This window comes from Aeromonas sp. ASNIH8 (assembly GCF_002919855.1).
Lineage (GTDB): Bacteria > Pseudomonadota > Gammaproteobacteria > Enterobacterales > Aeromonadaceae > Aeromonas > Aeromonas caviae.
In genome coordinates, this window is sequence record NZ_PQLN01000126.1 from 1 (window position 1) to 9,855 (window position 9,855).

The following is a 9,855-nucleotide window of genomic DNA, read 5'->3' on the forward strand; positions in this document are numbered from 1 at the left end:
AATTCAACGGGTTATATTTGGCGGTGAGGGAGGGATTCGAACCCTCGATACGTTGCCGTATACACACTTTCCAGGCGTGCTCCTTCAGCCACTCGGACACCTCACCAAATTTTTACTGCTTGAAGTGGCTTTCGGAGCACGCTGCGCGTGCATCTTGCCGACTTCGTCGGTGGGCAGCCTCTCGGATACCGCACCAAATTTTTGTCTGTGGTTTAACGTGTTCAGCCAACACGGTGTTCGCTGCGCCGTTGCGCTGGAACGGGGCGTAATTTAGGGGAAAGGGCTGCCTGGGTCAACCACTTTTCCCCTTATTTTTCATAATCTTTATCGAGTGCCTATCCCTTGAACAGAATGCCGGTTTTTTAATCCCGTTCAAGGCTTGTCGAGAATGATCAGGCTGTCAGGCAGCTCGTTCTGACCCCGGGTGGCGGGGAAAGCGTCGGTCAGAATGGCGCTGGTGCGCTCCACGCACTCCAGGAACCCCTGCTCGACCTCCTTGTTGCGTACCCGAACCACGAAGTCGTCGATGATCTGCTGCCACTGGGTGTTGTCGATGTGCTGGGCGATCCCGTCGTCTACCAGGATCTCCACATAGTGCTCCGCCACCGAGACGAAGATGAGCACACCGAGCCGGTCCCGGGTGCGGTGAAGTCCCTGCTCGACAAACTGCAGGCGGGCCATCAGGGCGGCCCGGTGACGGCGTACCTTGTGGGGGATGAGCCGCATCTTGATGGGCGTCCAGTGGAACAGCAGGCTCAGCAGCAACCAGACCGACCACTGCACCAGCAGGATCTCGTACCAGCCAAGCCAGAAGCCGAGCTGGAAGACCAGCAGGGGGGTGAGCATGGCCAGCAGGGCGGCCCACAGGGTCGGGATATAGCGATAGCCATCGCTGGCCGGGGCCAGCACGGTGACCAGTTCGGCATCCGTGGCCTGCTCGGCCTGTCGAACCCTGGCCTGCAAGGTGTGGAAAAACTGTTTCGAAATCATCTTGTTGTCTCTTTTTCCCTGATTACCAACCGCCAGATGCACCGCCGCCGCCAAAGCTGCCGCCGCCACCACTGAAACCGCCACCACCGCCGCCAGTGCGGCCGCCAAAGGAGCCGGCACCGAATCCACCGGCCATGTAGGCGGTCCGGCGACGTCCTCCCGGCCCACCGCCGCCGCCGCGCAGATTGTGCAGCACGATCATCGCAATCACCACCAGGATGAAGAGCCAGGGACCTCCCTGCTTGTCGGCCTTGCTGGTGTTGTCCACGGGCTGATACTCCCCGGCCAGGGCCTGCATGATGCCCTGGCTGCCGGCGAGGATGCCGGCCACCATGTCACCGCGCTTGAAGGCGGGCAGGATCCGGGTCTGGATGATATTGGCGGCGATGGCGTCGGGCAGGGCACCTTCCAGGCCATAACCCACCTCGATGCGCACCTTGCGCTCGTCCTGGGCGATGATCAGCAGCACGCCGTTGTTCTTGCCTTTTTGGCCGATGCCCCAGTGGCGACCGAGCTGGTAGCCGTACTCTTCGATGGTATCCCCCGCCAGCGTGTCGATGGAGACCACCACCAGCTGGACGCCGCTGCGCTTCTCGAAGACGGCCAGTTGCTGTGCGAGTTGGTGGGCCTGCTTGCGGGACATCAGATTGGCCTCGTCCACCACCCGCCCGGTCAGGGCCGGGAAATCGGGGGCGGCATGCAGTGCCGTGGCACAGAGCAGCAGACAGAGCGCCAGCCAGTGTCTCATCACGTTCATTGGAAGCTGACCTTGGGCGCCTCATCGGCACCGGGTTTGGCGCTGAAGGTGGGTTTGGCTTCCAGATCGGAGTAAAGCAGCTTGGACCAGATGACCCCGGGGAAGGTACGGATCTCGGTATTGAACTGGCGTACTGCCTCGATGTAATCCCGTCTGGCCACCGCGATGCGATTCTCGGTGCCTTCCAGCTGGGCCTGCAGGGTCAGGAACTGCTGATCGGCCTTCAGATCCGGGTAGCGCTCGACCACTACCATCAGCCGGGAGAGGGCGCTGGAGAGCTGCTCCTGAGCCGCCTCGAACGCCTTGAGCTGGGAGGGGTCACTCACCTGCACGCTGCCGACTCGGGCACGGGCATCGGTGACCGCCTTGAGGGTCTCCTGCTCGTGGCTGGCGTACCCCTTGACGGTGGCCACCAGGTTGGGAATGAGATCGGCCCTGCGCTGGTACTGGTTCTCGACCTGTCCCCAGCTCGCCTTGACCTGCTCATCCAGGGTCGGAATGGTGTTCATGCCGCAGCCGGTCAAACCCAGCAGCAGGGTCAGGGTCAGCAGGGCACGGGTACCACGCTGCCAGAGTGAAGTGGCCATCTTGTTGTTCTCCATTGATATTTCTCTCGGAAATAGGTTCACCATAACAGCTTGTGGTCAGCCCTCACAACGCCTGGGTAACAGGGGGGCGCGGTAGCTCATCGACACTTTGGGCAGCTGGGGTTTGTCCTTGAGCCAGGAGGTCAGCTCCTCCCCACAGCCATTGCCGGGGGGAATGGGAGCCTGGGGCTGGCAGTCCGGACTGTTTGCCGGGCAGCGCAGGCGCACGTGAAAGTGGCTGAAGTGGCCGACCCAGGGGCGCAGCTTGCCGACCCAGGCTTCACCGGGTGCCTGTTTGCACACCTCGGCCTTGATGACGGGGTTGACGAAGATACGCGCCACCTCGGGGCGATCAGCCGCAAGGCGCAGCAGATTGAGCTGCCTTGGGCCGAATCGGCCGGGCAGCATCCGGTAGCTGGGTTCGTCGATCAGCGCCCACTCCCTGGGGGCATCCTGCTCCCAGCGGCTGATGGGTCTGTCAGCCATCCTGAACCAGATGTCGGCATCCAGGCCGGTCTGGTGGCTGCGATGACCTGAGGTAAAGGGCCCCCCGTGCATCATGGCGAGGTCGGCGATATAGAGATCCGGCATGCCGGCCAGTCTGGTCTGGTTGGCCAGATGCTGTAGGTAATGGATGAGGTCGGGGTGACCGTAATAGCGCAGCCGTTTGGTGCGGATCACCTGATAACCAGGGCCTTCGAGGGGCAGGGCCACGGCATTTTTCAGGCAGCCGGCGGAGTAGCCGCCGATGGCCTCGGCATAGAGTGTGCTCGCGGACAAGAGCAGGGCGGTGGCGAACATGGGACTCCCGGGATGGCGCCCAGTGCGGGCTCAGACAGCCCCAAGCATACCAAGAGTGGCGGCTGGCCGTCATCCGTGTCGCGGTGGCGGTTGCATCGCGGCGCGTCGCTCGCGCACAATGCGCGGCAACGCAGCGACGGCAAGGCCGTTCGCATCACAGAAGGAGAAGAGAAGATGAGAGTCAGTGAGCTGGCAGCGCAAGAGAACGTGAGCTGGCTGATGCCCCCGGCCCGGCGGTTTTACGGGGTCATGATCTGCCTGTTGCTGGCGAGTCTCGCCACTGTGGTGGCCGCCCTCTGGCTGGGATATCCCGACATGGGCCTGCTGCCCTGGGTCGGGGTGGTCTTTGGCGGCATCGTGCTGGTGATGATGGTGTTGCCGCGCAACTGGCAGCGCTGGCGTCTGGCGGAGCTTGCCTGGGATGAACGCCATCTCTATCTGCTCAATGGCGGCGAAGACCGGGCCTTGGCCCTGCCCAGAGCTGTGCTGGTGGGCATGGAGCGGGATCGCAAGGTGGGACACGATGGCCAGTGGCTCGATTTCAGCCTGGATCTCGGGCTGGATGAGTTGACTCTGGCGACGGCCACCAGCCTGCTCGGGTTGTCCCGGGAAGGGACTCACGAAGTGGCCCCCGGGGTCTATCGATTCGGGTTCAAACGTGCCTGGCATGGGCGTCGTGCCCTCGGCACATTGCTGGCCGAACTGCACCCGCTCTGACTATTTTCTCGACAATTCATTCCAATGCTCAGATACTGCCTCTGATTCGATTTGATCTTTCCTGCTCTGATAACCCAAGAGATCAAGGACTTGGGATACGAAGCTGGAAGTGCCATGGCATGATGCCGTGGCTGGTCCGGCAGGGGGGTTGTGCCCTTACTCCCAGGTCGGTGGATGCATAGATAAGGCACCTTGAATCGAGAGTGGATGGCATGAAGATTTACGTAGGTAATCTGTCGTACCGGATGACGGCCGACGAACTGACAACCGTGTTCAGCCAATTTGGGCAGGTAGACAAGGTCGATATCATCATCGACCGCGATACCGGTCAGTCCAAGGGGTTTGGTTTCATTGAAATGCCGGTCAATGGTGAGGCCGAGAAGGCCATCGCCGAGTTGCACGGCACCGAGGTCGGCGGCCGCACCATCACGGTCAATCAGGCCAAACCGAAGACGGATGCACCCCGTGGTCGCCCCCAGCGCCATCGTTGAATCGTCTCGATAACGGAAAACGGCATGGAATCCTCCATGCCGTTTTTGTTTTCAGGGTCTGGTGCAGACTCAGGGAACGTCATAACCCAGAGCGGCCTTGCGGATGCGGAACCACTGCTGGCGAGTGAGCTCAATGGACTCGGCTGCCACGGCGGCGGCGATCCGCTCCCGTTTGCCGGAGCCGATGAGGGGCAGCGGCTGACTCGGCAGCATCATCACCCAGGCGTAGACCACCTGCTCCAGACAGTCGGCGCCCACCTCCTGGCGGATCTGCTCGAGTTCCGCCCGCAGCGGGGCATATTCGGGGGCATGGAACAGCCGCCCGCCGCCAAGGCAGGACCAGGCCATGGGCTTGATGCGCAGTTGCTGGCATTGATCCAGGGCACCATCCAGCGTCCCCTCCTGATGGAGCGGGGAGATCTCCAGCTGGTTGGTGACCAGGGGGAAGGGCAGGCGGGATTGCAGCAGGGCGAACTGGTGGGGCGTGAAGTTGGAGACCCCGGCGTGCTTGATCTTGCCTGCCTGCTTGAGGGTGATGAAGGCGTCGGCCACCTCGTCGGCGTTCATCAAGGGGTCGGGGCGATGGATCAGCAACAGATCCAGATGATCGGTGCCGAGCTTTTGTAAGGAGGCTTCGGCACTGGCGACGATGTGTCCCTTGCCGGTGTTGTAGTGATTCAGGGCGTGGGCCGGATTGGCGGTGAGGGCGATGCCGCACTTGCTGACGATCTCCATGCGATCGCGCAGGGAGGGCTCCAGGCGCAGGGCATGGCCGAAGGCCTCCTCGCACTGGTAGCCACCGTAGATGTCGGCGTGATCGATGGTGGTGACCCCGAGATCAAGGTGATATTTCATCAGGTCCAGTAGGGTGGCGGGGGAGAGCTGCCACTCCATCAGGCGCCAGTAGCCCATGATGAGGCGGGAGAAGGTGGGGCCTTGCTCGTGCAGGGCCAGACGGGATACGGACATGGTGACTCCTCTGGAGATAACAATGCGAAAAGAAAGGGGCAAAATCATGTGCAGCATCTTGGTCTCTTCCGGCGGACAAGGCAATAATGCCCCCTTCGCGAATTCGAACTATGGTTCTGACTCCGACGGGTCAAGATCCCGGTGTCAGTGAGAGGAGAAGGGGTGATGGAAGGATTTGCCGCCAGGCTGCAAAGTCTGATCGGGGAGGGGAGCGTGAGCGCTTTTGCCCGCAAGGTGGGGTTGAGTGAAGCCCTGATCCGCAAGTATCTGAAAGGGGCCGAGCCCGGCCTTGGCAAGGCGAACCAGATTGCCATGGGGGCCAACTGCTCGCTGGAGTGGCTCGCCACCGGTTGCGGGTATCTCTATCGTCAGGCCGAGGTGGTGGACAGGGACGCCCTGTCGGCGGCGGGGGCGCTGGTGCAGGAGACCCGTCCGGGAAAACCCATGCCGGACGAGGAGCAACTGGTGACCCTGCTCGCCTATTACCAGTTCCTGCGCAGCCACAAGCAGGCGGACGGTTTTCTGGACCTGGCCCGGGCGCGGGAGTTTGGGCGCCATCTGGCCGAGGCCTGAGCCTGACGGGTGCTCCCGGCAGTCCGCCATTCTTCTGATACCCTCTAAGCAGTGATCAAATCCAAGGACACGCAGATGAGCTATCTGATCTTGGGCAGTGGCGGGTTGGGCAGTGCGCTGGCACGGGAGCTGGCCAGACGGGGCGAAGAGTGGTTGCTGGCGGGCAGGCAACTGCCTAGGGGGCTGGATCCCGCCTGCTACTTTCCGCTGCAGGAGGTGGACCCGCTCTCCTTCGAGGCCCTCTTTACCCTCTATGACAGCACCACACTGCCGATGGTGGTGATCAACACCATAGGCCTGCTCCATGATCTTGCCCACATGCCGGAGCGGCGGGTGGAGGAGGTGACCCCCCAATGGCTCGAAGAGAGTCTGCTGGCCAATGCCTGGCCCCACCTGGCCCTTGGTGCCAACCTCAGCCGGCGCATGATGCCCCAGAGCACGCTCTGGCTCTGCAGCCTCTCGGATCGGGCGGGAAGCCTGGAGGAGGGGGGCCAGGAGGCCATGTGCCACTACAGCTACCTCATGAGCAAGGCCGCCCTCAACATGGGATCCCGGATCCTGGCGGGTGAGTGGGCCGGACGTTTTCCCGGCGCCGGTGTCATCACCGTGCATCCCGGCCTCATGAATACCCCCATGCAGCAACCTTTTCTCCAGGAGACGGATCCCGCTTTGCTGCAGGACCCCGCCGAGGTCGCCGTCCGCCTGCTGGATCTGATGGCCACACTGACGCCGGCGCACTCGGGCCGTTTCGTGGATCTGCAGGGTCAGTCGCTGCCCTGGTGAGCCGCCGGGCTCACATTCCCGCTTGCCGTTTCTTGCCAGCCGGGTGTCGGCTGGTTAATGTCATCGTCCTGCATCAGGAGGATGACATGCGCTATATCGATTTACGAAGTGATACCGTGACCCAACCCACGGAAGCCATGCGCCAGAGCATGCTGCATGCCGAGGTGGGAGACGATGTCTATGGGGAAGATCCCAGCATCAATGCGCTGGAGCGCCGCGGCGCCGAACTGCTTGGCAAGGAGGCGGCCCTGTTCGTGCCCTCCGGCACCATGTCCAACCTGCTGGCCATGATGAGTCACTGTCAGCGTGGGGAAGGGGCCGTGCTGGGGGCGGCCTCCCACATCTATCGCTACGAGGCCCAGGGCTCTGCCGTGCTGGGCTCGGTGGCCCTGCAATCCGTCCCCATGCAGGCGGACGGCACCCTGGCCATCGAGGATGTGCGGGGGGCCATCGCTCCCGATGATCCCCATTTCGTCCAGACGCGCCTCGTCTGCCTGGAAAATACCCATAACGGCAAGGTGCTGCCATTGACCTACCTGCGCGCCATGCGCGAATTCGTCGACGAGAAGGGGCTGAAGCTGCACCTGGACGGGGCTCGCCTCTTCAATGCGGTGGTGGCGAGCGGGGAACCGGTGGCCGCCATCGCGGCGCATTTTGACAGCATCTCCGTCTGCCTCTCCAAGGGACTGGGAGCACCGGTGGGTTCCCTGCTGGTGGGATCGGCTGCGTTCATCGCCCGCGCCAGACGGCTGCGCAAGATGCTGGGGGGCGGCATGCGCCAGGGAGGGATCCTGGCCCAGGCCGCCCTGTTCGCGCTGGATCAGCACGTTGCCCGGCTGGCGGATGATCATCGCCGCGCCAGGCGTCTGGCAGAGGGGCTGGCCGCGTTGCCAGGCATCACACTCAACATGGGTGAGGTGCAGACCAACATGGTATTCCTGCGCCTGACCCAGGGAGATCCCGCCACCTTGCTGGGTTTCATGAAGGAGCGCGGCATTCTCTTCTCCGGCTACGGGGAGCTCAGGCTGGTGACCCACCTGCAGATCACCGACGATGACATCGACGAGGTGATCGACGCCTTCACCGAGTACCTGAGTGGCTGACGCCATTCCCCATCGCAACAACAAGGGCGCCATCGGGCGCCCTTGTTGTCATGGCAGGGTCGGTCATCCCTGGCGCTGGCCGGTGATCAGCATGGCCTCGTCGGTGGCGTCATAGATCATGATGGCCAGGTGGGTGACCTCTCCGGCGAAGTCGGCCAGCGGCACCAGGGTCAGGTTCTGGTACATGTAGGGGGCCGATCCCGTGATGGGGCGGTAGTTGGAGAAGCGCAACAGGTAGGGGCGCTGCTCCCAGGTGCTGAAGGCACGGTTGTTGAGTTTGAACACCATGTTGGCCTTGCGCTCGAACCAGGCCTTGTCCACATCGGGGAAGAGCGAGAACAGCCCTTGATCGCGCACCTCGCCTGCCAACCGGCCGCTGTGACTCTCCATGAAGCCGTTCCACACCTGGATCCGGTACTCCCTGTCGAGCACGACCAGCCCCACGTCCAGATTCTGGACGATGTTCATCAGCCAATGAAATTCCCGAATGTCCATGGGTCACTCCTGGTGGTTGCTGCCGCGGGGCAGTCAGAGCATGTGCATGATCTTGTTGTTCATGGTGGCGATGGAATCTTCGGTAAACAGCAGCAAGAGATCGCACTGCACCGCATAGCCCTGCACCCGATAGTTGATCTCGATGGCCAGAGTGCGGCGCCAGCGGCTCTGGTTGGTCCGAATGAGATCCTGAATGGGCCTGTGCTGGCCCAGCACCACGGGGTGACCCTGGCTAAAAGGGGTGTCGAGCTGGTTGGCGTAGCCGCGCAGGAAGGCGCCGATCAGCACGTTGGCGGTGTCCATTAGCAGTTCCAGCTCGGCGCCGTGATCCAGCTCCCCCTGATGGTTCATCAGGCGGGCCAGGTCCTGGAAGCTGGCATCGTGGAACAGCAGCAGGGCCTCCCCGGCGATCCCGGCGCCGATGAAGCCCTGGCAGACCGCAGAGAGCGTCTCCGACTCGGCGGCGGCCGAGAGTGCCATGTGCAGCTCGGAGACCTCCAGCACGTTGACGTTGGGGATGGGGAGCAGCACGAAGGCGCCGAGCAGGCGGGCCAGCAGATCCGCCCCCTGGCCCATGGCGACGTTGGCCAGCTCCTGATAGACATCCCGCAGCTCGGGGGTGAACTGGATGCTGCTCTGGGCAGCCTGGTGGCTGGCGACGGGCTGGTGCTGGATGGCCGTCACCTGGGTGGCTGATTGCCACAGACCGTGGCGCTTGAGCAAGGCAAGGAGGGTGTCCGGGGAAGCCGGCTTCTTGATGAAATCGAGGGCGCCAAGAGCCATGACACGCTCATGGGCTTCCGGCTGGATGTCGCCGGAAACCACGATCACCTTGCTGCGCACCCCCTCTCGCTTGAGGGTCTCGAGCACGCCATAACCGTCCATCTCCGGCATGGTGAGATCGAGAAAGATCAGGTCCCCGTGCCCCATCAGGATCTGCTCGACCCCTTCCAGTCCGTCCGCGGCCTGGTGCAAGGTGACACCCCAATCGGCGGGCAGGGCGCGCACCAGCTGCTTGCGCGCGAACCCGGAGTCATCACATATCAATACATTCATAGTGTTAGCCGACCTGTGCAACGAGGATTGCGCTAAGTGTGGGTCATCAGCCGTCAGATGCAACGGGCAGCGGCTGCGCCGGTGAAAATTGATCGTTCTGCTGGCGGGTACGATAGCGCTCGGAGTGCTTCTCGACGAAATCGGCGAACATCTTAACACGCAACGGGGTGAACCGGGGCTGGCAATGGAGCATGTAGAAGGGACGTTTTCCCGACTGCCAGTCAGGCAGGACGGGGACGAGCTGACCATCTTGCAGGAAGGGGTGCACATAGTGCTGCGGGGCGTTGACGATGCCGAGGTGGCGCTGGGCTGCCCGTACGGCGGCCTGGGTCTGGTCGATGCAAAGGCGGGGAGTGCGCTTGATGCAGATCGTCTGTTCGTCCCGCCCGCTCAGTTGCCAGTGCTGGTGGGGCCAGCAGTAGATGAGATCGTGCTCTTCCAGCTGGGTCGGGTGGGAGGGCCAACCCATCTTCCCAATCTAGGGGGGGGAGGCGAAGAGACGGACCGGAGTGGAACCCCACCAGAGGGGGTTG

Annotated in this window: 12 protein-coding genes, 1 tRNA gene and 1 pseudogene; 5 read left to right on the plus strand and 9 right to left on the minus strand. The window is 62.8% G+C overall.

Annotated features, from left to right (window positions below; genetic code table 11):
* Window positions 1–18 precede the first annotated feature (18 nt).
* The 5 genes from C3418_RS21140 to mepA form a co-directional block, all read right to left on the minus strand.
* A tRNA-Ser gene (locus C3418_RS21140) sits at window positions 19–106 on the minus strand.
* Between the two features lie 266 nt (window positions 107–372).
* Window positions 373–990, minus strand: a complete 618-nt coding sequence (locus tag C3418_RS21145) for a TPM domain-containing protein (RefSeq protein WP_052816454.1) — start codon at window positions 988–990, stop codon at window positions 373–375.
* Between the two features lie 22 nt (window positions 991–1,012).
* Entirely contained in the window at window positions 1,013–1,747 is a 735-nt protein-coding gene (locus tag C3418_RS21150) for a YgcG family protein (RefSeq protein ID WP_042016642.1), read from the minus strand.
* Entirely contained in the window at window positions 1,744–2,349 is a 606-nt protein-coding gene (locus tag C3418_RS21155) for a LemA family protein (RefSeq protein ID WP_010675022.1), read from the minus strand. Before C3418_RS21155 ends, C3418_RS21150 begins: the two co-directional genes overlap by 4 nt.
* 42 nt (window positions 2,350–2,391) lie before the next feature.
* Entirely contained in the window at window positions 2,392–3,135 is a 744-nt protein-coding gene (gene mepA / locus C3418_RS21160; protein WP_039038706.1) for a penicillin-insensitive murein endopeptidase, read from the minus strand.
* A gap of 174 nt (window positions 3,136–3,309) precedes the next feature.
* Between mepA and C3418_RS21165 the strand changes: the two genes are divergently transcribed.
* Window positions 3,310–3,852: a hypothetical protein gene (locus tag C3418_RS21165; RefSeq protein WP_103859219.1), complete on the plus strand. Its 543-nt coding sequence runs from the start codon at window positions 3,310–3,312 to the stop codon at window positions 3,850–3,852.
* A 212-nt stretch (window positions 3,853–4,064) separates the two neighbouring features.
* Window positions 4,065–4,343 (plus strand): RNA-binding protein, encoded by a 279-nt coding sequence (locus C3418_RS21170; protein ID WP_029314670.1) that lies wholly within the window; start codon window positions 4,065–4,067, stop codon window positions 4,341–4,343.
* Window positions 4,344–4,412: 69 nt separating this feature from the next.
* Here C3418_RS21170 and C3418_RS21175 read toward each other — a convergent pair whose 3' ends face one another.
* On the minus strand, window positions 4,413–5,312 hold the full coding sequence (locus C3418_RS21175) for an aldo/keto reductase family oxidoreductase (protein WP_103859220.1): 900 nt from the start codon (window positions 5,310–5,312) through the stop codon (window positions 4,413–4,415).
* A gap of 165 nt (window positions 5,313–5,477) precedes the next feature.
* Here C3418_RS21175 and C3418_RS21180 point away from each other — a divergent pair, with 165 nt between their 5' ends.
* From C3418_RS21180 to ltaE, 3 genes are all read left to right on the plus strand, one after another.
* Complete coding sequence (locus C3418_RS21180; RefSeq protein ID WP_052816457.1) at window positions 5,478–5,885, plus strand: transcriptional regulator; 408 nt, start codon at window positions 5,478–5,480, stop codon at window positions 5,883–5,885.
* A gap of 75 nt (window positions 5,886–5,960) precedes the next feature.
* Complete coding sequence (locus C3418_RS21185; RefSeq protein WP_103859221.1) at window positions 5,961–6,668, plus strand: short-chain dehydrogenase; 708 nt, start codon at window positions 5,961–5,963, stop codon at window positions 6,666–6,668.
* Between the two features lie 86 nt (window positions 6,669–6,754).
* Window positions 6,755–7,771 carry a low-specificity L-threonine aldolase gene (gene ltaE, locus C3418_RS21190; RefSeq protein WP_103859222.1) on the plus strand — a complete coding sequence of 339 codons (1,017 nt, stop codon included), beginning with the start codon at window positions 6,755–6,757 and terminating at the stop codon, window positions 7,769–7,771.
* 63 nt (window positions 7,772–7,834) lie between these two features.
* Here the strand turns inward: ltaE and C3418_RS21195 are convergent, their stop codons facing one another.
* The 3 genes and pseudogenes from C3418_RS21195 to C3418_RS21205 form a co-directional block, all read right to left on the minus strand.
* A complete protein-coding gene (locus C3418_RS21195) occupies window positions 7,835–8,266 on the minus strand; it encodes a PAS domain-containing protein (RefSeq protein ID WP_039038700.1) in 432 nt (143 codons plus the stop codon).
* A gap of 33 nt (window positions 8,267–8,299) precedes the next feature.
* Window positions 8,300–9,322 (minus strand): response regulator, encoded by a 1,023-nt coding sequence (locus C3418_RS21200; RefSeq protein ID WP_029314668.1) that lies wholly within the window; start codon window positions 9,320–9,322, stop codon window positions 8,300–8,302.
* Window positions 9,323–9,368: 46 nt separating this feature from the next.
* Window positions 9,369–9,855, minus strand: a pseudogene (locus C3418_RS21205) (LysR substrate-binding domain-containing protein); the annotation flags it as partial.

Excerpts from the sequence above, each read along its gene's own strand:
- C3418_RS21145 (WP_052816454.1), bottom strand. The coding sequence starts at position 990 with ATGATTTCGAAACAGTTTTTCCACACCTTGCAGGCCAGGGTTCGACAG.
- C3418_RS21150 (WP_042016642.1), bottom strand. The coding sequence starts at position 1,747 with ATGAACGTGATGAGACACTGGCTGGCGCTCTGTCTGCTGCTCTGTGCC.
- C3418_RS21155 (WP_010675022.1), bottom strand. The coding sequence starts at position 2,349 with ATGGAGAACAACAAGATGGCCACTTCACTCTGGCAGCGTGGTACCCGT.
- mepA (WP_039038706.1), bottom strand. The coding sequence starts at position 3,135 with ATGTTCGCCACCGCCCTGCTCTTGTCCGCGAGCACACTCTATGCCGAG.
- C3418_RS21165 (WP_103859219.1), top strand. The coding sequence starts at position 3,310 with ATGAGAGTCAGTGAGCTGGCAGCGCAAGAGAACGTGAGCTGGCTGATG.
- C3418_RS21170 (WP_029314670.1), top strand. The coding sequence starts at position 4,065 with ATGAAGATTTACGTAGGTAATCTGTCGTACCGGATGACGGCCGACGAA.
- C3418_RS21175 (WP_103859220.1), bottom strand. The coding sequence starts at position 5,312 with ATGTCCGTATCCCGTCTGGCCCTGCACGAGCAAGGCCCCACCTTCTCC.
- C3418_RS21180 (WP_052816457.1), top strand. The coding sequence starts at position 5,478 with ATGGAAGGATTTGCCGCCAGGCTGCAAAGTCTGATCGGGGAGGGGAGC.
- C3418_RS21185 (WP_103859221.1), top strand. The coding sequence starts at position 5,961 with ATGAGCTATCTGATCTTGGGCAGTGGCGGGTTGGGCAGTGCGCTGGCA.
- ltaE (WP_103859222.1), top strand. The coding sequence starts at position 6,755 with ATGCGCTATATCGATTTACGAAGTGATACCGTGACCCAACCCACGGAA.
- C3418_RS21195 (WP_039038700.1), bottom strand. The coding sequence starts at position 8,266 with ATGGACATTCGGGAATTTCATTGGCTGATGAACATCGTCCAGAATCTG.
- C3418_RS21200 (WP_029314668.1), bottom strand. The coding sequence starts at position 9,322 with ATGAATGTATTGATATGTGATGACTCCGGGTTCGCGCGCAAGCAGCTG.